Annotated in this window: 20 protein-coding genes; 6 read left to right on the top strand and 14 right to left on the bottom strand. The window is 71.4% G+C overall.

Annotation, left to right across the window (positions count from 1 at the left end):
• The first annotated feature begins 278 nt into the window (after positions 1 to 278).
• Positions 279 to 878, top strand: coding sequence for a flavin reductase family protein (locus ACTWPP_RS03285; protein ID WP_443102540.1), 600 nt, complete (start codon positions 279 to 281; stop codon positions 876 to 878).
• Between the two features lie 50 nt (positions 879 to 928).
• Here the strand turns inward: ACTWPP_RS03285 and ACTWPP_RS03280 are convergent, their stop codons facing one another.
• A complete protein-coding gene (locus ACTWPP_RS03280) occupies positions 929 to 1,837 on the bottom strand; it encodes an IclR family transcriptional regulator (RefSeq protein WP_443102539.1) in 909 nt (302 codons plus the stop codon).
• 178 nt (positions 1,838 to 2,015) lie between these two features.
• On the opposite strand from ACTWPP_RS03280, the gene ACTWPP_RS03275 reads away from it, so the two are divergent.
• Both ACTWPP_RS03275 and ACTWPP_RS03270 read left to right on the top strand, forming a co-directional pair.
• A complete protein-coding gene (locus ACTWPP_RS03275) occupies positions 2,016 to 2,888 on the top strand; it encodes a TIGR03619 family F420-dependent LLM class oxidoreductase (RefSeq protein WP_443102538.1) in 873 nt (290 codons plus the stop codon).
• Positions 2,885 to 3,382, top strand: coding sequence for a nuclear transport factor 2 family protein (locus ACTWPP_RS03270; RefSeq protein WP_443102537.1), 498 nt, complete (start codon positions 2,885 to 2,887; stop codon positions 3,380 to 3,382). Before ACTWPP_RS03275 ends, ACTWPP_RS03270 begins: the two co-directional genes overlap by 4 nt.
• A 43-nt stretch (positions 3,383 to 3,425) precedes the next feature.
• Here the strand turns inward: ACTWPP_RS03270 and ACTWPP_RS03265 are convergent, their stop codons facing one another.
• From ACTWPP_RS03265 to ACTWPP_RS03240, 6 genes are all read right to left on the bottom strand, one after another.
• The gene (locus ACTWPP_RS03265) at positions 3,426 to 4,490 is read right to left on the bottom strand and encodes a hypothetical protein (RefSeq protein ID WP_443102536.1); all 1,065 of its coding nucleotides are present in this window, start codon (positions 4,488 to 4,490) and stop codon (positions 3,426 to 3,428) included.
• 103 nt (positions 4,491 to 4,593) lie between these two features.
• Complete coding sequence (locus tag ACTWPP_RS03260; RefSeq protein WP_443102535.1) at positions 4,594 to 5,391, bottom strand: maleylpyruvate isomerase family mycothiol-dependent enzyme; 798 nt, start codon at positions 5,389 to 5,391, stop codon at positions 4,594 to 4,596.
• A gap of 39 nt (positions 5,392 to 5,430) precedes the next feature.
• Positions 5,431 to 5,898, bottom strand: coding sequence for a GDSL-type esterase/lipase family protein (locus ACTWPP_RS03255; RefSeq protein WP_443102534.1), 468 nt, complete (start codon positions 5,896 to 5,898; stop codon positions 5,431 to 5,433).
• Between the two features lie 139 nt (positions 5,899 to 6,037).
• The gene (locus ACTWPP_RS03250; protein ID WP_443102533.1) at positions 6,038 to 7,798 is read right to left on the bottom strand and encodes a hydroxysqualene dehydroxylase; all 1,761 of its coding nucleotides are present in this window, start codon (positions 7,796 to 7,798) and stop codon (positions 6,038 to 6,040) included.
• A gap of 188 nt (positions 7,799 to 7,986) precedes the next feature.
• A complete protein-coding gene (locus tag ACTWPP_RS03245) occupies positions 7,987 to 8,172 on the bottom strand; it encodes a hypothetical protein (RefSeq protein ID WP_443102532.1) in 186 nt (61 codons plus the stop codon).
• Positions 8,173 to 8,251: 79 nt separating this feature from the next.
• Positions 8,252 to 9,073 carry an acetate uptake transporter family protein gene (locus ACTWPP_RS03240; protein WP_443102531.1) on the bottom strand — a complete coding sequence of 274 codons (822 nt, stop codon included), beginning with the start codon at positions 9,071 to 9,073 and terminating at the stop codon, positions 8,252 to 8,254.
• A gap of 144 nt (positions 9,074 to 9,217) precedes the next feature.
• On the opposite strand from ACTWPP_RS03240, the gene ACTWPP_RS03235 reads away from it, so the two are divergent.
• On the top strand, positions 9,218 to 9,817 hold the full coding sequence (locus ACTWPP_RS03235) for an RDD family protein (protein WP_443102530.1): 600 nt from the start codon (positions 9,218 to 9,220) through the stop codon (positions 9,815 to 9,817).
• Positions 9,818 to 9,849: 32 nt separating this feature from the next.
• Here ACTWPP_RS03235 and ACTWPP_RS03230 read toward each other — a convergent pair whose 3' ends face one another.
• Positions 9,850 to 10,263 (bottom strand): STAS domain-containing protein, encoded by a 414-nt coding sequence (locus tag ACTWPP_RS03230; RefSeq protein WP_443102529.1) that lies wholly within the window; start codon positions 10,261 to 10,263, stop codon positions 9,850 to 9,852.
• A gap of 120 nt (positions 10,264 to 10,383) precedes the next feature.
• On the opposite strand from ACTWPP_RS03230, the gene ACTWPP_RS03225 reads away from it, so the two are divergent.
• Positions 10,384 to 10,629: a DUF2630 family protein gene (locus ACTWPP_RS03225; RefSeq protein ID WP_443102528.1), complete on the top strand. Its 246-nt coding sequence runs from the start codon at positions 10,384 to 10,386 to the stop codon at positions 10,627 to 10,629.
• Positions 10,630 to 10,675: 46 nt separating this feature from the next.
• On the opposite strand, the gene ACTWPP_RS03220 is transcribed toward ACTWPP_RS03225, so the two are convergent.
• From ACTWPP_RS03220 to ACTWPP_RS03200, 5 genes are all read right to left on the bottom strand, one after another.
• A complete protein-coding gene (locus ACTWPP_RS03220) occupies positions 10,676 to 12,781 on the bottom strand; it encodes a xanthine dehydrogenase family protein molybdopterin-binding subunit (RefSeq protein WP_443102527.1) in 2,106 nt (701 codons plus the stop codon).
• Positions 12,778 to 13,755, bottom strand: coding sequence for an FAD binding domain-containing protein (locus ACTWPP_RS03215; protein ID WP_443102526.1), 978 nt, complete (start codon positions 13,753 to 13,755; stop codon positions 12,778 to 12,780). Before ACTWPP_RS03215 ends, ACTWPP_RS03220 begins: the two co-directional genes overlap by 4 nt.
• The gene (locus tag ACTWPP_RS03210; protein ID WP_443102525.1) at positions 13,752 to 14,312 is read right to left on the bottom strand and encodes a 2Fe-2S iron-sulfur cluster-binding protein; all 561 of its coding nucleotides are present in this window, start codon (positions 14,310 to 14,312) and stop codon (positions 13,752 to 13,754) included. Before ACTWPP_RS03210 ends, ACTWPP_RS03215 begins: the two co-directional genes overlap by 4 nt.
• A 66-nt stretch (positions 14,313 to 14,378) precedes the next feature.
• Complete coding sequence (locus ACTWPP_RS03205; protein WP_443102524.1) at positions 14,379 to 15,269, bottom strand: Cgl0159 family (beta/alpha)8-fold protein; 891 nt, start codon at positions 15,267 to 15,269, stop codon at positions 14,379 to 14,381.
• A gap of 13 nt (positions 15,270 to 15,282) precedes the next feature.
• The gene (locus ACTWPP_RS03200) at positions 15,283 to 15,669 is read right to left on the bottom strand and encodes a phage holin family protein (RefSeq protein ID WP_443102523.1); all 387 of its coding nucleotides are present in this window, start codon (positions 15,667 to 15,669) and stop codon (positions 15,283 to 15,285) included.
• Between the two features lie 112 nt (positions 15,670 to 15,781).
• Between ACTWPP_RS03200 and ACTWPP_RS03195 the strand changes: the two genes are divergently transcribed.
• Positions 15,782 to 18,001 (top strand): terpene synthase family protein, encoded by a 2,220-nt coding sequence (locus ACTWPP_RS03195; RefSeq protein WP_443102522.1) that lies wholly within the window; start codon positions 15,782 to 15,784, stop codon positions 17,999 to 18,001.
• Here ACTWPP_RS03195 and ACTWPP_RS03190 read toward each other — a convergent pair.
• The gene (locus ACTWPP_RS03190) at positions 17,990 to 21,427 is read right to left on the bottom strand and encodes an nSTAND1 domain-containing NTPase (RefSeq protein WP_443102521.1); all 3,438 of its coding nucleotides are present in this window, start codon (positions 21,425 to 21,427) and stop codon (positions 17,990 to 17,992) included. The two genes, ACTWPP_RS03195 and ACTWPP_RS03190, sit on opposite strands and share 12 nt — an antisense overlap.
• Positions 21,428 to 21,639 lie beyond the last annotated feature (212 nt).

Here is a 21,639-nt window from a genome sequence, read left to right as displayed (position 1 = left end):
GGGAACGTAATCCGCGCGGCGGCAAGGTCACCCGGCGGATCCCGATCAGCGGGACGCACGTCTCACCGCCCGCTCCTGGGGCCGGTCCGGCGCCGGCTTCCACTCATCGGGATCGGGACGCGCCGTCCCGTCCGGGCCATGCCTACGTTTCCGGCGGACCGGACCACTTGACCGGTGGTGGGTCCATGCCACTTAGTGGATTTTGTTCCTTGGACGTTTTGTTGAGTAGGACGTTGATGACAGGGATTGTGTCCCGCACCGAGCCCCGAGGTGAACACATGCCAGCCGAGCCCGCGCTCACCGCCGACACCGGACTCTCGCCCGCCGACACCGCCGCGCCCGACCCCGCGGACTTCCGCAAGGCGATGGCGGAGTTCGCCACGGGCGTGACGGTGATCACCGCACTCGACGGCGGCGAGCCGGTCGGCTTCGCCTGCCAGTCGTTCGCGTCGGTGTCGCTTGAGCCGCCGCTGATCCTGTTCTGTGCGGACAAGCGGGGCCGGTCGTGGCCCCGGATCCGCGCGGCGGGCCGGTTCTGCGTGAACGTGCTGGGCGAGGAGCAGCGCGAGCTGTGCGAACGCTTCGGGTCGAGCCGGGGCGCCAAGTTCGAGGGCCTTGAGTGGGAGACGTCCGAGTGGGGCACCCCGGCGCTGCCGGACGTCCTGCTGGGCGTCCACGCCGTCGTGCACGACGTGCACGAGGCCGGCGACCACGAAGTGGTGATCGGGCGGGTCCTCGCGGTCGAGCGGCACGAGGTGCGGGACGGGGCCTGGCGGCGTCCGATGGTGTTCTTCCGCAGCCGGTTCGGCGTCGGCGAGCCCGACGCGCCGATCGCGCCGGACCCGTGGGGCCTGGGCGACCGGTGGGGCTGGGGCTGACGCCACCTCCGGAGCCCGCGTCACGGGTCGCCGCGTCACAGGGGGGCGCGTCACATCCAGTCGCCGCGTCCGTCGACGGCGAGCAGCCGGTTCATCGTCTCCGGCGACCACGTCGTCTCCCGGTTCGCCCGGGCGGCGGCACCGCCCCGGGCACGTCCGCCCGCGCGTTCTCCGCGGGACGACGAGCCGGGGAAGAGGATCTGCGACGTCTCGCGGGCGGCGGTGACCACCAGCGGCGCCACGTTCTCCAGCGGCGTGCGGATGTCGCCGACCAGGGAGATGCCGGCGACCGGCCCCTCGGCGCCGCGGATCGCGGCCGCCACGCAGGCGATGCCGGGGAACGACTCGCCGCGCTCGAACGCCAGGCCGCGGCGCTGCCTGACCCGGTGCAGCTCCTGGTGGAGGATGCCCAGCTCGCCGATGGTGCGGCTGGTGAACCGGCTGATGCCGGCGCCGAGCAGCGCGTCCACCTGCTCGGGCTCCAGCCACGCCAGCATCGCCTTGCCGAGCGCGGTGCAGTGCGCCGGGGCCCGTCCGCCGACCCGCGACGGGACGGACGCGGCGAGCCGCCCGCCGAGCTTGTCCAGGTAGAAGACCTCCGCGCCGTCCAGCACGGCCAGATGCGCGACGAGCCCGGTGGTGACCTGCAGCTCGTGCAGCAGCGGCGCCGCGGCCTCGCGGATCTTGCCGTGCCCGCCGTCCTGCCCGCCGAGGCCGAGGGCGCGCCGGCCGAGCCCGTAGCCGAACGAGTGGTGCGCGAGCCAGCCCTGCCGGACGAGCTGGTCCAGGATGCGGTGCGCCGTGGACCGCGGCAGCCCGGTGCGGCGCGCGACGTCCTCCAGGGTCAGCCGGGCGGTCGGCCCGTTGAACGCGTCGAGGATCAGGGTCATCCGCTCGATCATCGACGGCGGCGACTCGCCGCGGGCCGGGGCTGGCGCCTCCAACATGGCCTCGGTCATCGCGTCTCCCAGAACATGACTGAAATGAATTCTTGTTTAGTGAATGTAGCAACCGCTTGCTGTCATGGGAAGGGGGGCGAGTTCTAGCAGGTCAGTGAGGTCTCAACCGCCGGGATCGAGGCCCGGCCCGCCGGAGGCATCGTGATAGAACGTTTTCCTGCCGTAGAGGGGAGCAACGATGCGTGTCGGCCTCGTCACGCCGGTGGTGGCGCAGCCACCCGGCCACTGCGAGTGGGAGCGGGACGCGGGAATCGAGGAGATCGGCCGGATCGCCGAGACCGCCGACCGGCTCGGCTACCACCATGTGACCTGCAGCGAGCACGTCGCCGTGCCCGCCGAGGCCGCCGCACAGCGCGGCGGCGCCTACTGGGACCCGCTCGCCACCTTCGGCTATCTCGCCGCCCGGACGTCCCGCATCCGGCTCGCCACCCAGGTCCTCGTGCTCGGCTACCACCATCCGCTCGCGATCGCCAAGCGGTACGGGACGCTCGACCGCGTCAGCGGCGGGCGCCTCACGCTCGGCCTCGGCGTCGGCAGCCTGGAGGAGGAGTTCGACCTGCTCGGCGCCCCGTTCGCCGGCCGCGGCGCCCGCGCCGACGACGCCCTCGCCGCGCTCCGCGCGTCCCTCGGCCGCCGCACGCCCGAATACCACGGCACGCACTACGACTTCTCCGGCCTGGTCGTGGAACCCCACGCCGTCCAGGAGCACGTCCCGCTGTGGATCGGCGGCCGGACGGCCCGTTCCCTGCGCCGTGCGCTGACCGCCGACGGCTGGGTCCCGTTCGGTCTCCCCCTGCGCGCGCTCGCGGAGATGCTCGCGTCCTGCGACCTTCCGCCCGGCTTCGACGTGGTGCTCGCCCCGTCCCGCCCGCTGGACCCGATCGGCGACCCGGACGCCGCCGGCACCGCGCTGGCACGGCTGCGCGAGGCGGGCGCCACGATCGCCGGCGTCCGGCTGGCGTCCTCGTCGCCCGGCCACCACCGCGAGCAGCTCGCCGCGCTCCGCGACCTGGCGGGCACCTACGCGCTGACCTTCGAGGAGAAGCTGTGACCCCTGCCGAATCCCGCCTGGACGCCATCGAACGACGCCTGCGCGCCCTGGAGGACGAGCGGGAGATCACCCGGCTGATCCTGTCCTACGGGCCCCTGGTCGACAGCGGCTGCGCCGGCGACGTCGCCGCACTCTGGGACGAGGACGGCGTCTACGACGTGGACGGACTCCTGATGACCGGCCGGGCCGAGATCGAGGCCATGGTCCGCTCCGCACCCCACCAGCGCTGGATCACCGGCGGCTGCGCCCACTTCGCGGGCCCGCCGCACGTCACCGTCGACGGCGACGAGGCCACCGCGGCCGGCTACACGCTCATGATCGTCGACACCCCGGACGGGTTCGTCCTGCGCCGCGCCACCGCCAACCACTGGCATCTGCGCCGCACCCCCGCCGGCTGGCGGGCCGTCAACCGGACGAACCGCGTCCTCGACGGCCGCGAGGAGTCCCCCGACCTCCTCGCCTCCCACTTCCCGGACGCCGTCCGCCACCACTGACGGAGCCTCGGCCGCCTGGCGCGAGACCCCGCCGGGTGCGCGGTCAGCGGAAGCGATCGATGTTGAGCAGGTCCCCGGCGCCGAGGCCGGCGCCCCAGAGCGAGCCGGTCCGGCCGATCTGCTCAAGGTCGTACATGTAGGGCCAGCCGGCGGCGGGGGGACGCGGCACGTTGGTCCATGTGGCGCCGTCGTAGTGCCGGTAGTACCGGGACTGGCTGTCCTGCAGCCAGATACCGCCTCGGCCGTCGGACGCGATGTCCCCCAGGAACCCGACGTCGGAGGCGAACGTGCCCACCCGTTCGTACGGTGATGGCGTCTTGGTCGCGGTGAACGCGCTGCCGTCCCAGTGGACGAGTTCGGGCCCCGAGAACAGCGGGTCCATCGGAAGCGTGTAGAACCACACGTCGTCCGGGCCCACCGGGACGATCTGCAGAACCCAGTGGGGCCATGTGCTCGGCCACGACATGTGGTTCCACGACTCGCCGTCGTAGCGCCACAGGGCCGTTCCGCCGCCCGACGAAGGCGCGCCGCCCACCCAGACGTCCTCGGGGGTGCGCGCGGCGATGGCGTTCAGCAGGGCGCCGCTGGGCACGGTCAGGCCCTGGTCGGCCCACTCCCCCGCGCGGTACCGGAACACCTTGGAGCCGTCGGCGCCGATTCCGGCGGACCAGGCGGAACCCCGGGAATCGATGGACACCGCCATGGGCGTCTCCGAGGGATGGGGCACGGCCGTCCACGTGCGTCCGTTCCAGTGCAGTGACTTCGCGGTGGCGTCGCCGCCGCCCTGCCCGACCGCCCAGACGTCGGCGGGGTGGCGCGCGTCGACGTCCACCAGTTCGGGCGCCGTTCCTTCGGGGACGGACTGGGGCGTCCAGGTGCCGTGCCTCCAGCGCAGGACGAGCGGTTCACTGCCCGACGCCTGGCTGCCGACCGCCCAGGCGTGCCCCCGGTTCGGCGCGGAGACGCCGTACAGCGCGGGACTCTCCAGCCCCGTGACCTGGACGTGCCTCCATTCCCCACTTGGCGCGTCGGCGAATGCGGGGATGGGGCTCACCAGCACGGCGGCCACGGCGAGTGGTACGACACGACGGACGAGTCCGGGTTTCACGGGGCAGCGCCTCCCAACGAGGGCAAAGTGACCTGTGTTCTGCGCCAGTGTTTAGTGGCAAGGTCACTCTGTAAAGGCGCCCGCCCCGGGTGGCCGGATGCGGCTACGGGGTGATGGCCATGTTGGCGAGGACACGGGTGGCGAGGTCCCGGTCGCCGGTGATTTCGACGGTGACGGCGCCGGGAGCGCAGCGGCCCGCGGTGAGGCGGACGTAGGTCTCCCAGGTCATGGCCAGCTCGGCCGTCGGGTCCGCGGGGCCGGTCCAGTGGCCGCGGCCGTCGTCGTCCACGCGGACGGCCACATGGAGGTCGAGCGGGTCGGAGATCTTCAGCGCCACGGACTCGCCGGGCGCGGGCTTGGCCGCGCGGGCGACGACGCGGGGCAGGACGGCGCTCAGGAGGTCCCAGAAGCAGTGCGCGGCGGGCGCGTCGAGGTTTCCGGGACGGCCGACCGCGCGGCGGACGTCCTGCTCGTGGGTCCAGCAGTCCATCGCGCGGAACTGCATGAAGCGGCTGTAGGGGCCTTCCCTGCCGTCCGGGCACATGACGAGGCGGTCGGGGTCCATGCCGGGAAGTTCGGCCAGGCGGCGTTCGAGGGCGTCCGCCAGTTCGGCCGCCACGGCCGGGCCCGGGACGGGGCGGCGCACGTGCACCGCCTTCTCCAGGACCTGGCCGAACTCGTTGCGGATGTGGTCGAACTCGGGGACGTCGATGTCGGGCCGCGGGTCGCCCAGCAGGTCGAGTTCGACTCCGACGAGGTGGGCGAACTGGTCCTTGACCGTCCAGCCGGGACACTCGGTCGGCAGATCCCAGTCGGCCTCGCCGAGGGTTGCGGCGAGGCCGAGCGTGGAGCGGATCGTCTGTTCGTAAGCGGCGGTGCCGGCGCGCATAGGCTCGTTCATTCTGAGGTCCCCTCCATCGGCCTCAGAGCCTACGGTCCGTCAGGCGTTGAGGGCACCGTGGATGATGTTCGCGTAGGCGGCCTCGCCCCGGGCGTTCGGGTGCAGGGGTGCGGCGAGGTTGACCGGGACGTAGCCCTCGATCCAGCGCTTGGACGCGGACTGGCAGGCGTCATGGCCCGCGCTGGGCGTGACGAGGTCGATGTAGGTGCCGCCGTGCGCGGTCGTCTGCTGCCGGATGACGCTGTTCATCGCGTTGACGGCGCCCTGAAGGAAGTCGGCGTCCGTCGGCAGGACGGGCTGGATGGGCCAGCAGCCGTTCCGCTTGATGTAGTCGCGCACCTCGATGAGGCGGGCTCGGGCCAGCGCGCCAGGGTCGCCGCCCGCCGCAAGATCCGCCGGGTCCGCACCGTCCTGGACGACGTCGCCGACGAGACCGCCCTCACCGCCCTGGACACCTCGGGCGGGACGGCTCTGCTGCCCTTCTCCGCCGGCTGGGACGTCCTGCACGACATGGTCGCGGAGGCCGCCAAGGCCGCCGACGTCCGCATCACGGCGGTCGCGGAGATCACCGGGGCGGCCGGCGTTCCCGCCGCGGCCGCCCAGACCGCCGAGATCATGGATCTCGTCCGCCCCGCCGCTCGCTCCGTTAGGGCCAGCGCGTGTCGAGGACGTCGAACTGATGGGGGAGGCGCAGCGCGTAGCGCATCCTGTCCTTCGCCTTGAACACCGTCCACAGCGGCGACTCGTACAGCCGGTGGAGGGAGCAGCGCGACGCGCGTGACCCGGCCGCGTCCAGCAGCGCGTTGACGGCCGACCGGCCGCCCTGGTTCGCGCCCTCCATCGTCGTCACGTTGATCGGCGTCTTCACCCAGTCGCCGGCCAGGAACAGGTTGGGGATCCCGGTCTCGGACGACGGGCGCAGTCTCCACGAGCCCGGCTGCTGGATGAACAGCGGCGTCTCGTTCGTCACCCCGCCGGAGCCGTCCGGCTTGATCGCGGGGTCGAGGAACCACGAGTGGAGCATGTCGTCGGTGAGGACGTCCTCGCCCCCGTCGTTGAGGTGGGCCTTGATCTGCTTCCACGCCTCGGTGGCGACCTCGGACGGCGTGCAGTCCGAAGCCTTCTTCTTGTTGAAGGTCCCGGGCGTGAACCAGTCGGAGATGATGGACGACAGGCAGTCCCGGACGCTCCCGTCGCCGTAGGCGGAGAAGTCGCGCTTCCAGAACTGCTCCTGGCTGATCGAGGTGACCGCCCAGGTGGAGTCCCCGTAGTTCACGTGGCCGGGGGCGAGCGGCAGCTTCTTCTTCAGGAAGAACATCAGGCCCGTCATCCAGTCGGTGCGCAGGGCCCTGATGCCCGCGAGGGAGGGGTCGGCCGCCAGGACGTCGGAGCTGAGCAGGCCCGCGGTCCGCTCGCACGGCATCGCCACGACGAACCAGTCGGCGGAGATCGTCGAGCCGCCCGAGACCCCCGCACCGACGATCTTGCCGTCGGAGACCTCCAGCGAGTCGACGTCGTGCCCGACGTGGAACTTGACGCCGAGATCGGTCAGGTGCGCGATCCACGGGTCGAGCCACATCTCCGACGTCGACCCGTTCAGGACCCGGTCGACCGACGAGCCGGGCTCGTTGCCCAGCCCGAGGATGCTCCACACGGTCGCCTCGCCGACCATGGCGATCGAGTGGGTGCTGGCGTCCTTGGACTTGGTGGCGGCCAGGTTGCGGATGGTGCCGTCGGCGATGAACTTGTTGTACTCGTCGGAGAACCAGTCGGCGCGGATGTAGTCGGCCCACGTGATGTTCTCCCACTGGCCGAACTTTCGCTCGTCGCAGCTGGTGACGTAGACCAGCAGTTTCTGCGCGGCGAAGGCCGCCTCCGTCACCGACAGCCTGGCCACCGTCTGCAGGCCCGACTTGATCGTCGCAAGGAAGCTGTCCGGGTCCCAGATGCGCGATTCCGGTGGCAGCGGGAACGGGAACGGGACGGTGAGGTCGGGCCGCCCCTCCCTCGACATCATGTAGGCGTCGGCGCGGACGAGGTTGTCCCAGGTGCCCTTGCCGTTGCCCGGGAACGGCGTCCGGCGCATGTTGTCGGTGAGGTTGTGGTAGAAGCCGGGGAAGAACCGGAATCCGTGCTCGCCCGGCAGGTCGAGGCGTCCGCCGGTCCCGGTGCCCGGCACGAAGATGCTGCGGGCCTTGCCGCCCAGCTCGTCACGCTCGTAGACGTCGACCTCGAAGCCCCGCTCGATCAGCTCGTGCGCCGCGGTCAGGCCCGCGACCCCGGCGCCGAGGACGGCGACCTTGCGTCCGCTCGCCGCGTGCGCGGGGACGGGGCCCAAGGCCACCGCCCCGGCGGTGGCCGCGCCCACCAGCCCCGCGTCTCGAAGGAACCGTCTGCGTGTCGTCATGGCGACCTCCGGCTGCTCGGCCCCCGATGAATAAGTGCCTGGTTACCTTCTAACACGCTATTAGCGGTCTGCCAATAAGAATCTCGGCATATCTTTACGTCACCGGCCGGTGGCGTGAAGTCGGGGTGAGCCGGTGCGGAGAGCCAGGAGGGGGGCCGCGCCGTGAGCCGCGCGGAGTCGCGGGCGCGTCAGGCGTGCTCGGTGCGCAGATGGTGAACGAGCGTGGACAGCTCGAGATGGGGCTGGTGGCAGCGGTCGCATGCCCAGACGCCGCTGGGCACGGAGAAGCCGTGCGCGGCGGCGTCGTCACGCGCGCACAGCCGATGATAGGTCAGGACGAGGCGGAACCACGTCCTCCGGACCGCAGATGACATTCCCGCTCCCCTTCCGGGCCGCTCACCAAGGATCGGTCCAGGATAGGGCAACGGGAATGTCAAGCGGACACGCCGAAGGTCACTGGCCGCTCTTCACGCCGGGCTGGCCTTGTGCGTACTCCAGCGGCCGGGTCGCCCGGCGGCCGGGGATGTTGGCGGCCGCGCGGTACTTGCCGAGGGGAAGGATCGTCCGTCCGAAGCTGCCCTCGAACATCATCGCGGCGGCCACGTACAGGGCCAGGACCGCGGATGCGACGAACAGCCAGCCGCCGACGTTCAGCGACCACATGGACGGTGCGAAGAATCCCGCCGCGGTGAAGCCCGCGCCCACCGCAAGGGTGGTCAGCACCCCTGTCAGGCCCAGGCTTTCGCCGAGCGAGGCGATCGCGCCCAGCCCGGTGATGACCGCGAGGGCGACCCACCAGAACGCGAAGCCCGGATGGGCGGCCCCGAGCGCCGGAGCCTGCGTCTCCGGGTAGACACCGACGCTGATCAGCATGAACAGCAGGCCGAACGCAATCCAGAAGGCGCCCCACATGCCGTGCATCGCGGTCGCGAGGCCGTCACGCGCCCGATAGGCCCAGATGGCGGCCACGAACTGCGCGATCCCGCCGAACGCCAGAGCGAACGGCCACAGGATCAGCGGGGTCTGGGCGTTGCCGTACCACTCGGCCTGCCAGGCGCCGACCATCATGGTCGCGCCCGCGAAGCCGAACAGCCCGAGGATGGACGGCGCCGCGATCGGGCTCAGGACGACCCGCGTCCTGTCCTCCCACAGCGCGTGCTCGCCGGGCTCGTGGACGCCCCTTCCGGGCGCCGCCGTGGCGACTCCTTCGGTGGGCGTCGTGCCTGCACGCTCGCCGGCCTCCGGCGAAACGGCACGCTCTCTACGCCTTGCCATGAGATCCCCCTTTGGAATCGGAGAGCCATGCGTTTCCCCTAACCGTGGTTTGAGGGGCCAAACAACCGCGCGGATGTGAGCCTCGAGCGGCGCCGCCGCCGGTTGCTCGCACCACACCCGAGCGTGGTGGTTTGATGAACGACCGTGAGCTCCCGACCGATCTTCGTCGAGCCCGGTGCACCGCCGCACGGGGACGGCGGTCCCGTCATCGTCCTGGCGAGCCGGCGGCAGCGGGCCGCGGCCCGCCTGATCGACGCCCTGACCGTGACGCTGGCGTTCATTGCACCGCAGACCCTGCTGATGGCCGGGATCATCGGGCTGGACGACCAGGAGATCTCCTTCGAGCTGATGATGGCCATGTCCCTGGCGGCGCTGCTCGCCATGACCTGGCTCTGGCTGTTCCTGCGGGTCGTCCGGCTGGTCCTGTGGGGCTGCACGGTCGGGCAGCGGATCGCCGGCATCCGCGTGATCAGGCTGGACGACCTTCGGTTCCCCGGCTGGAAGGAGGCGTTCCGCCGCCTGTGGCCGACCTGGGGCTCCCACGTCTCCCCCGGCACCGGCCCCTGGAGCGACCTGCTCGCCTACCACGGGGACGAGCGGACCCGCCGCTGCCTGCACGACCGGACCGCCGGAACCGTGGTGATCCGGTCCGCGGAGGACGAGCCGGTGCGCCGGGCCGTCCTCGCCGCGCCCCTCCCGGTCATGGCGCTGGCGATCGTGGTCGGCGTCCTCCTGATCACCTGAGCCCGCGGGCCGTCAGGCGCGGGTCCCGGTCGTCAGCTGCGGGGGCGGCAGTGGATCTGCAGGCCCGGGGTCGTGTTCCAGCCGATCAGCCTGAAGAGCCTGTCGATGTGGGACGACACCCCGTGCAGGACGAGCATGCGGTCGCGTGCGTTCAGGTCCCGGGCGGCGAGGGTGAAGGCGCGCAGGCCCGCGACGTCGATGAAGTCGACTCCGGCCAGGTCGACGTGGACGTCGCCTGGTACGCGGTCTTGGACGGCCTGGAGGGCGTGCGTCACGTCGCGGGCGTTCGAGACGTCGATCTCACCGGTCATCAGCAACCGGGGCGAGGACGCCGCGGCGGCGACGCGCAGCAGCGCGGTGTCGTGCTCGACGATGTCGTAGCGGGGAGACGCCCGCTCCCCGGATTCGAGGCCGTCCTCACCATCGGTGATCCGCCAGACCGTCATCCGCTCCTCGCCTCGGCCGGGGGCGCCGCTACCGTGGTCGGCCCCGTATATGCCAGGCTCTCATCTGTCGGCCCCTTCTGAACCCCACCAGCCGGGAAAACCGTGATCGGGAGCCATTTGATGGACGAGAAGGCGATCCTGGAACGTATCAACGAGTTCATCGAAGAAGAGCACGCGCTGCGGCGGGCCCACGAGCGCGCCGAGACCAGCGACACCGACGCGCGGCAGCGGCTGCGGCAGCTCGAAGTGGCGCTCGACCAGTGCTGGGATCTGCTCCGGCAGCGGCGGGCCCGCATCGCGGCGGGACAGAACCCGGACGAGGCCCGGGTCCGCCCCGCCGGCGAGGTCGAGGGCTACCGGCAATAGGCGCTCTGCCCCCGAACCAATCCGGCCGAACCAATCCGGCCGCGGGTCAGAGGTCGAGGAGGAGTTTGGCCGGGGTGATGGGCAGGTCGCGGACGCGGATGCCGGTCGCGTGGTGGACGGCGTTGCCGATGGCCGCGGCGGCGCCGACGATGCCGATCTCGCCGATGCCCTTGGACCCCATGGGGTTCAGGTGCGGGTCGGACTCCTCCACCCACGCGGCCTCGACGTCGCGGACATCGGCGCAGACGGGGACGTGGTACTGGGCGAGGTCGCGGTTGAGGAAGTCGCCGAACTCCTCGTCCATGACGCTCTCCTCCAGCAGCGCCATCCCGATCCCCATCGTCATGCCGCCGATGAACTGGGAACGGGCCGTCGTGGGGTTGATGATCCGCCCGGCGGCGAAGACGCCGAGCATGCGGCGGACGCGAACCTCGCCGGTGTCGGCGTCCACCTCGACCTCGGCGAACTGCGCGCCGAACGCGTGCCGGGCGTACGCGTCCCGCTCCTTGATCTCCGCGGTGGTGTCGGCGGACGCTTCGATGCCCTCGGGCGGAACTGCGCCGTTTCCCGTGCGGTGCGACGACGCCCCATGCCCCCCGGGAACCGCCGTATTCAGCTTGCCGCGCAGCGCCTCGCAGGCGCGGACCACGGCCGTCCCCCAGCTCGCGGTGCCGGAGGAACCGCCCGCGACGGTCGCCTTGGGGAACGAGCTGTCGCCGATCTCGACGGTCACGTCGCCGAGGTCCGCCTTGAGCGTCTCGGCGGCGATCAGGGCGAGGGCGGTGCGGGCGCCGGTTCCGATGTCGGCGGCGGCGATCCGGACGGTGAACGTCCCGTCGGGCTCGGCGCGGGCCGTCGCCTCGTTCGGCGACATGTAGGCGGGGTAGGTGGACGCGGCGACGCCCATGCCGATGCGCTTGCGGCCCTCCCAGCGCGTGCCGGGCGAAGGGTCGCGTCCGGCCCAGCCGAAGCGGTCGGCGCCCTCGCGGAGGCACGCGACGAGGTTGCGGGAGCTGAACGGCAGGCCGCTGTCCGGGTCGTGATCGGTGTCGTTGCGGATGCGAAGCTCGATGGGATCGATGCCGGTGGCGATGGCGAGTTCGTCCATGGCGGATTCGAGCGCGTACATGCCCGGGGTCTCGCCTGGGGCGCGCATCCACGACGGTGTGGGGACGTCCAGGCGGACTAGGCGGTGCGACGTGCGCCGGTGCGGGGCCTGGTACATGACGCGGGTGGGCGTCGCGGTCGGCTCGGCGAACTCCTGGAGGGTGGACGTCTGCTCGACCACGTCGTGGAGCACGGCGTTCAGGCGCCCGTCGGTGTCCGCGCCGAGCTTGATGTGCTGGATCGTCGGCGTCCGGTAGCCGGTGGTCGCGAACATCTGCTGGCGGGGCACGGCGAACTTGACGGGACGTCCCACGGCGCGTGCGGCCATCGCCGCGAGGACGACGTTCGGCTTCGGGATCCCCTTGGAGCCGAACCCTCCGCCGACGTGCGGCGCCACGACCCGCACCTGCGTCCGGTCGAGGCCGAAGACCTTGGCGATCGTGCTTTGGACGCTCGACGCGCCCTGGGTCGAGTCGTAGAGCGTGAGGGTTCCGTCCTCACTCCAATCGGCGAGGGTGGTGTGCGGCTCCATCGGATTGTTGTGCTCGGCGGGGGTCGTGTAGGTGACGTCCACTCGCACGGCCGAGTTGCCGAAGGCGTCCTGCGGGTCGCGTTGCTCGGTGTCCGCCGGGAAGACGGGATTCACCTTGTCGGGCTTGTAGCGACCGGGATGTTCGTAGCGCAGCCGCACATCCGGTGCCTCCGGCGCGTACTCGACCTGGACGAGACGTGCCGCCTCCCGCGCGGTTTCGAACGTCTCGCCGACCACGGCCGCGATGAACTGACCACGGTAGGAGACCTTCCGGGACTGGAACAGGGCCAGTTCGCCCTCTGGGTCGCCGTCGAGCCGGGGGGCGCTCTCGCAGGACAGGACGGCGAGCACACCGGGCAGCCTCAGCACCGCCTCGGTGTCGATGGACCTGACCTCACCTCGTCCTATGCTCGCCTGAACGGCGGCGGCGTACGCGACGTCGCCGACGGGGTATTCGAAGGCGTAGCGCGCCTCCCCCGTCACCTTCTCGCGGCTCTCCAGCCGTTCGGTCATGACGCTCCCTCCCCCAGTTCCGTGAGCATCCGGACGATCAGGTTGCGCGCGAGCGGCACCTTGTACGCGTTGTCGCGCAGCGGCTCGGCGGCCTCCAGTTCGGCCTCGGCGGCGCGCAGGAACGACTCCCGTGTCGCGGGCGCCCCCCGCAGGGCCTCTTCGGCGCGGCGGGCGCGCCACGGCTTGTGCGCGACGCCGCCCAGCGCCAGCCGGACGTCCCGTACCTCGCCGCCCTCCACGTCCAGCGCCGCCGCTATCGAGACCAGCGCGAACGCGAACGACGCGCGTTCTCTGACCTTGCGGTAGCGGGACGGCATGCCGACCGGTGGAACCTCGACCGCCGTGACGAGGTCGCCCGGTTCGAGGTTGGTGTCGCGTTCTGGCTCGTTGCCGGGCAGCCGATGGAACTCGTCCACGGGGATGGTCTTTTCTCCCGCGCGGCCTTGGACCCGGACCGATGCGTCCAAGGCCGTCAACGCCACCGCCATATCGGACGGATGGGTCGCCACACATGCCTCCGAATGGCCCAGGATCGCCAGGTTGTGATGCTCGCCCTCACGAGCGGGGCATCCGCTTCCGGGACGCCGCTTGTTGCACGGCTTGGAAGCGTCCTGGAAGTAGGAGCAGCGTGTGCGTTGCAGGAGGTTGCCGCCGACGGTCGCCAGATTGCGGATCTGTCCGGACGCACCTGCGAGAACAGCCTGCGCCAGCACGGGATGCCCTTCGCGGACCGTCCGGTCTGCGGCGAGCGCACTGTTGCTCACGGCCGCGCCGATGCTGAGGCCGCCGTCCGGTTTCAGCTGGATCTGGTCATGCGGGAGGTGTGCGACGTCGACGACTCTGGCGGGCTCTTCGACACCGAGCCGCATCAGGTCAACGAGGTTGGTTCCGCCGCCCAGGTACAGGGTTTCGCCGTCGTGTCGCGCTAGGGCGTCCTCGGCGCTGGTGGCGCGCTCATATGCGAAGGGCCTCATGTTTCCGCCGCCTCTCCGCGCCGTGCCCGCTCCCTCTCGGACGCATCCCTCAGCGCGGCGACGATGCCGGTGTAGGCACCGCACCGGCACAGGTTGCCGCTCATCCGTTCGCGTATCTCGTCGTCGTCCAGGACGGGGTCGGCGCCAAGGTCCTCGGTCACCGCGCTGGGCCAGCCTTGCTCTGCCTCGTCCAGCACACCTGTCGCAGAGCACAGCTGGCCGGGGGTGCAGTACCCGCACTGGAAGGCGTCCTGCTCGATGAACGCCTCCTGGACGGGGCTGAGCCGTCCATCCTGCGCGAGCCCTTCGACGGTGACGATCTCGGCTTCGTCGTGGGCGACGGCAAGCGCAAGGCATCCGTTCGCGCGGCGCCCGTCGATGAGAATGGTGCAGGCGCCGCACTGCCCGTGGTCACAGCCCTTCTTCGAGCCCGTCAGCCCGAGGTCCTCGCGCAGCACGTCCAGCAGGGACGCGCGGGTGTCGACGCTGAGCCGGTGCTCCGTCCCGTTCACAGCCAAGGTGATCTCGGCGTTCACCGGGGTGACATCGCTGTACATGCCCCGCCCCTACCCCGGATCACAGGAGTGAGTCAGGGCGCCGGCCGGGGCGGGCCGGGTCAGCGGTCACAGGACCTCCACGGCCGCGTCCACGGCCGCGCGCACGTCGCCGTCCGGCGGGTACAGCAGCGACCGTCCCGCGACGAGGCCCTTCACGCCGGGGATCCGCATCGCCCGCCGCCAGCCGTCCAGGACCTCCCGCGAGTCGCCCACGACCTCGCCGCCGAGCAGCAGCGCGGGCAGCGTCGTCGCCGCCATCACCCGCTCCATCTCCGGCACGACCGGCACCTTCAGCCACGTGTACGCCGACGTGACGCCCAGCCCGGACGCCACCGACACCGCCCGGATCATCGCCTCCGGCGTCAGCAGGTTCCGGACGCGGCCGTCGACCCGGTGAGAGACGAACGGCTCCACCATCGCCATCAGCCGGTGCCGCGCGAGCCCCGACACCGCCCGCGCGCAGGACTCCAGCGTCCGGGCGGTCGCCGGGTCCGCGTCGTCGATGCGCAGCAGCATCTTGCCGCCGTCCAGCCGGGACGCGGCGATCGCGCCGGCGTCGTAGGCGGTGAACCGGTCGTCGATCTCGAACGCCGTCCCGGCCAGCCCGCCCCGGTTCATCGAGCCGATCGCGAGCCTGCCGTCCAGGACGCCCAGCAGCATCAGGTCTTCGAGGATGTCGGGGGTGCCGAGCACGCCGTCCACGCCGGGGCGCTCGAGCGCGGCGCAGAGCCGGTCGAGCAGCTCGCCCCGGTCGGCCATGGCCACCGGGTCGCCGCCCACCGCGAGCGCGCCCCGCGCCGGATGGTCCGCCGCGATGATCATCAGTTTGCCGGACGCGCCGGGCGGCGCGTCCCGGCGCCCGCGTCCCGCCGCGGCCTCCGCGACCGCCTCCGGCCGCTCCGCCCGAACGTCGGCCAGATCGCTGATGCGCACGCCGCCGAGTCTGCTGATGATCATCAACGTGTGTCAATCAGCCGGAGTCGGTGTCATCGGAGTCGGAGAGGATCTCCACGACCTGGCGCGCCGTGTCGGTGGGCAGCGGTGGCGGCAGTCCCTTCCACTTGCGGGACGCGGCCATCGCCGCGGCGCCGGCCCCGCCCCCGTACACGGCGGCGGCGACGAACGACGCGATCTCCGGCGGCAGCTTCTTCTCCAGCAACAGCACGTTCATCCGGTAGGCGGCGGCCGTGGCGAGCATCCCGAACGCCCCGGCGACCGCGCCGAGCCGCAGCGCCGGGATGCGCTGCCGCGCCTTGTCCAGCATCTCCTGTTGCGCGGCGTCGACCACCCGCCGGGCCAGCAGGAGGTTCTGCTCCAGCGAGCCGTCGACCTCCGCGGGTTCGCGCGACTCCGTCATGACCTCGCCTTACCCGCAGGGATACGAAGGAACCAGGAGAGCAAGGTGTCACCGTCAGTAACTTTGCGCGTGCTGTAAGTTGCCGACCGGACCCCGACAGAGAGGCCGGTCGATGCAACCGTTCGAGCTCCCCGACTTCTACGTCCCGTACCCCGCCCGGCTGAACCCGCACCTGCCCGGCGCACGGGCGCACACGATGGCGTGGGCGCGGGAGATGAAGATGCTGGACGACGACAGGGACCCCGGCACACCCGACATCTGGGACGAGCGCGCTCTCGAAGCGATGGACTACGCGCTCCTGTGCGCCTACACCCACCCCGACTGCGACGGACCGGAACTCGACCTCATCACCGACTGGTACGTCTGGGTGTTCTACTTCGACGACCATTTCCTGGAGGTTTTCAAGAAGCCGCAGGACCAGCCCGGCGCGCGGGCATATCTCGACCGGCTGCCGCTGTTCATGTCGCTCGACCCGCCGGAGCCCGCGAACGCCGTCGAACGCGGGCTCGCCGATCTGTGGGCGCGAACCGTCCCGTCGAAGTCGGACGCCTGGCGGGCCCGCTTCTCCGAAAGCACCGAGAACCTGCTTCGCGAGTCGCTGTGGGAGCTGTCCAACATCAGCACCGGCCGCATCCCCAACCCGGTCGAGTACATCGAGATGCGCCGCAAGGTCGGCGGCGCCCCCTGGTCCGCCGATCTCGCCGAGCACGCGGCGGGCGTCGAACTTCCCGAACGTGTCGTGGGGACGCGGCCGTTGCGCGTCCTCAAGGACACCTTCGCCGACGGCGTGCATCTGCGGAACGACATCCTCTCCTACCAGCGGGAGACCGAGTCCGAGGGCGAGGTGAACAATTCCGTCCTGGTGATGGAGCACTTCCTGGACGTGTCGCCCCAAGCCGCCGCCGACACCGTCAACGACCTGCTGACCTCGCGGCTGCGCCAGTTCGAGAACACCGCCCTCACCGAACTGCCGCAGACCTTCGAGGACCACGCCCTCGATCCCGCTGAACGGGCGAGCGTGGCCGCATACGTGAAGGCGCTCCAGGACTGGCAGTCCGGAGGCCACGAATGGCACATGCGCTCCAGCCGCTACATGAACAAGAAGTCCCTCGGCATGTCGGCCGCCCGGATACCGGCCCTGCTGCAATCGGTCCGGATCAGCTTCCCCCACGTCCCGTTCCAGAAGGTGGGGCCGACGCCGCTGCCCGAGTTCGACATCCCCTACCCGGCCCGCGTCAACCCGCACCGCGAGAGCGCCGGCCGCAACGTCGTCGCCTGGGCGCGGGAGATGGGCATGTTCTCACCCCAGCCCCGCCTGCCCGACCCGGTCTGGAGCGCCGAGACGCTCACCGGAATGGGGCTGGAGATCTGCGCCGCGTCCCTGGACCCGGACGCCGGCCCGGAGGCCCTCGACCTCGCGACCCAGTGGCTGGCCTGCGGCACCTACGGCGACGACTATTTCCCCGCCGTCTTCAACCGCGACCGCGACATGGCCGGTGCGAAACTCTTCCACGCCCGCGTCCCCGGTTTCATGCCGCTGGACTGCGGCGGCACCCCCGTCCCGGAGAACCCTTTCGAAGCGGCCCTGGCCGACGTGTGGCACCGCACCGCCTCCCCCATGGACGACCACGGCCGCCGCGAATTCCGCGCGGCCGTCGAGCACATGGTCGAAAGCTGGCTGTGGGAGCTGAACAACCACCTTCAGTCGCGCATCCCCGACCCCGTCGACTACATCGAGATGCGCCGCCACACGTTCGGTTCCGAAATGACGATGAGCCTTTCCCGGATCGAACGCTCACACGAGATCCCGGCACGCGTCTTCCGGACCCGCACCCTCCGGGAGATCGACGTCTCGGCGATGGACGTCGCCTGCCTCCTGAACGACTGCTTCTCCTACCAGAAGGAGATCGAGTACGAGGGCGAACTCAACAACGGCGTCCTGGCCATCGAGAACTTCTTCGGCTGCGGCCGCGACGAGGCCCTGCCCATCGTCAACGACCTCATCACCTCCCGCCGCCGCCAGTTCGAGTACCTCGTCACGCACGAACTCCCCGCCCTCGCCGACGAACTGGAGCTGGACGACACGGCCCGGACCGCACTGGCGGCCTATGTCGGCGAACTCCGCGACTGGATGGCCGGAATCCTCAAGTGGCACCGGGAAACCGACCGCTACGACGAACGCGGAACCGTGTTCGCTCTTCATCCCCGGGCACTCGCACCAGGTGACGGCTCGGGTGGAAGGCCGGATGGCGAACACGCACTCCCCGGCGTCCCGAAACCCGCCGGCCTCGGCACCTCCGCGTTCTATCTCTTCACCCGTTCAGGCCGGTGACCGCTCGCCCTCCGGCGCGGGGCGCGGGGCCGGGATCATGAGGGTGTGGCGCTCGTCCTGGGTGAGCCGCCGGAACACGCGGCTGCGGGCCCGCTCGACGAGCGCCGCGCCGTCGGTGACGGCCTCCCAGACCCGCACCGTCCTGTCGTGGGAGGCGGTGGCGAGCCTGGTTCCGTCAGGCGACCAGGCGACGTCCCACACCTCGTCGGTGTGGACGGCCGCCACGCACAGTTCCCGTCCGGTCAGGGGGTCCCAGAGCCGGACGGTCCGGTCGGCGGACGCGGTCGCGACGACCTGCCCGTCCGGCGACCACGCGATCGACCACACCCAGCCGTCATGCCCGGTCAAGACGGCGATCTCGGTGCCCTGCGAGGCGTCCCAGACCTGCACGTCACGATCATTCGACAGGGCCGCCAGGTATCGGCCGTCCGGCGACCAGTCCATGGCCCGGACCGCGCCCCGCGGCACGTTCAGCAGCATGACCTCAAGGCCGGTTCGGGACTCCCATACGCGGACCGCCCCGCTCTGGGACGAGCCGGCGAGCCGCTCACCGTCGGGCGACCAGGCGATGGAGCGCACGGTGTCCTCGTGCCCGCGCAAAACGAGCGGCTCCGCGTCATCACGTCCATGCACCCGGACCGTGCGGTCATCGGAGGCCGAGGCGAGCCGCTCGCCGTCGGGCGACCAGGCGACGGCCCGGACCGAGTCACCGTGCCCGCGCAGCACGGTCTCCTCGGCGCCGTCGCCCCCGTTCCAGATCCGCACGGTCCGGTCGCTGGACGCGGTCGCCACCCGTCCCCCGTCCGGCGACCAGGCCACGTCCCACACCTCGTCGGTGTGGCCCCGCAGGACGAGGGGTCCGCCATCGGCCCAGATCCGCGCCGTGCGGTCGTAGGACGCGGAGGCGAGGCGGCCGTCAGCGGACCAGTCGACCGCCACGACCGCACGGCCGTGGCCGCGCAGCACGGTGATCTCGGCGGCGCGCTCGGTGTCCCAGAACCGGACGGTCCGGTCGTCGGAGCCGCTGGCCAGCCGGGCACCGTCGGGCGAGAAGGCCGCCGAGCGCACGTTGTCGCCATGCCCGCGGAACACCCCCAGCTCGGTGCCGTCGGCCGCCGACCAGAGCCGGATCGTCCGGTCGAAGGACGCGGTGGCGAGCCATCCGCCGTCCGGCGACCAGGCGACGGACCACACCACGTCGGCGTGCCCGCGCAGCACCGGCTCGGACGCGCCGGTCGCGGCGTCCCACACCCGAGCGGTGCGGTCATAGGAGGAGCTCGCCAGCCTCGCGCCGTCCGGCGACCAGGCGACCATCCGGACGGTTTCGTCATGCCCGCGCCAGGCCGCCAGCTCACGGCCGGTCACCGCGTCCCACACGCGAATCGTCCGGTCGTCGGAGCCGCTCGCGATCCGGGTGCCGTCCGGCGACCAGGCCACGTCCCTGACCCAGCTCTCATGGCCGCTCAGCGTCGCGGCCGTCCCCTCCGACACGTCCCAGATCCGGACGTCACCGTCCTGGCAGGCGGAGGCGACGCGCGTGCCGTCCGGCGACCAGGCGACCGACCACACCTTGTCGCCGTGCCCGCGCAGGAGCGCGATCCGCGTGCGGGACGCGACGTCCCACACGCGCACGGTGCCGTCGTCGGACGCGGACGCCAGCCGCGAACCGTCCGGCGACCAGGCCACCGACGAGACCGTGTTCTCATGCCCCCGCAGCACGGCGACCTCGACACCGTCCCCCGGCCCCCACCCGCCGCCGTCCAATCGACGAGCTTCGCTCGACGCGGTCTGCCACACCCGCACCGTGCGGTCCGACGACGCCGTCGCCAGCAGGGAACCATCTGGCGACCAGGCCACCGCCCAGACCGTGTCGTCATGGCCGCGCACGACACCGCGCATCCGCGACACCGCGAACCCGGCCGACAGGGCCCGCCTCGCGAGCGGTGTCGGCGCGCACTCCTCATGCGCCGCCAACGCCAGCAGCAGGCTGTGCTCCGGGTCGGTCCGGAACGCGGTGAGCGCCTGCCTCGCGATCGAGTCCGCCAGCCGTTGCATCGCCACGCCGTCCGACCGGTGGGAGATCTCGACGAACTCGATGGCGAGCGGCTCGATCGCGGCCAGCCCCTCCGCCTCGGCGATCCACTTGCGCGCCCCGGTCAGCCGCTCACCGCGCACCAGATACGCCTCCTGGCGTCCGTAGCGGTCCCACTCGGCGGCCCACTGCTCCAGGTCCGCGATCCGGCGCAGCACCTCGGCGTGCAGCGCGATCGTCTGCCGCAGCGGCGCCCACGCGGAGAACAACGCCTCGTGCGAGACCTCGAACACCGCGTCCTCACCGTCCCGCCCGCTGGTGCACAGCCGCTCCCGGACGAACGCGTCCACGACCAGCCGCTCCGCCTCGTCCAGCTCACCGCCCGGCACCCGCCGCCGCGTCGGCCGCCCCTCGGTGAACTTGACGAACTTCAGGAGCGTCTGCAGAACGGGCGGCGCCGGCTCCAGCGCCTCCAGCTCCAGCATCAGCCGGTCGGCCCGCCGCGTCAGCGCGCCGTCGACCCCGCCCGTCCTTCGGTAGTCCTCCAGCGTGATGGTGCCGTTCCGGCCGACGTGCAGGTACAGCTCGTGCAGCAGGTAGGCGAGCAGCGGGAGCGCCGTCCCGTCCCGGGTGTCCTCGGCCATCTGCGCGACGAGTTCGGGCGGCTCGAACGTGATGCCGGCCCGCTCCGCCGGCTCCCGGATCACCGTCCGCAACGCCGCCCGGTCGAGCGCCGTCACCGTGAACGGATGCCGGAACATGTCGGCGGACCCACCGCTCAGGAACGCCGTCAGGAACTCCGCCCGGAACACGAAGACGACCCACAGCTTCAGATCGGCGTCGAGCGCGTCCCGGAGCATCCCGAGGAAGGCGTCACGTTCACCGTCCTCCGTCAGCGTCAGAAGCTCCTCGGCCTGATCGACGACGAACAGCACGGACCGCCCCCGCCGCCCCCGCCGAAGCGCGTCGACCCGCCGCCGGAGCCGCGCGGGCTCCCGCCGCAGCTCCTCCGCGATCTCCTCGGCGTCCGCGCCGAGCACGTCCGCGAGGCATTGGGCCAGACCCCGGAACGGATCGTCCTCCGGAGTCATCGACGGAACCACCACCCACCGCCGCTGCTGCACCAGCCTCGGAAGGAGCCCCGCATGCAGCAGCGACGACTTGCCCACGCCGGACGGCCCCGTCACCGCGATCGACCGCGGCTCACTCCCCGGCCTCAGCCGCTCCACCAGTTCCTGGATCTCACCGTCGCGCCCGAAGAAGACGCCGTCGTCGTCCTCCGTGAACGCGTCCAGCCCGGGATACGGCGACCGGTCGGTCTTCCAGCCCGGCCGCGCGAGATTCCGCCGCTCCTGTCCCTTCTCCCAGGCCAGCACGAGCGGGATCAGCAGCATGCACACCACGATGACCGGAAGCGCCCACTCCTGAACGATATGAGTGGTCTGTGGGGAAACCTGAAGTGCAAGCCCCAGAAGCGCCACCAGCAGGATCATCAGATACCCAGGAAAAACAGGCCCCTGCCGCCGCTGCATACACCGTCCTCCACCCCGCAGAATCCAGCCCCGCCCATGCTACGTCCCGTAACGATCACGAAGGGAGGCCCCGG

Source organism: Actinomadura sp. 3N407 (assembly GCF_052245875.1).
GTDB lineage: Bacteria > Actinomycetota > Actinomycetes > Streptosporangiales > Streptosporangiaceae > Spirillospora.
Note: the sequence above shows the minus strand (reverse complement) of the source record. Positions and strands in the feature narration are given on the sequence as shown.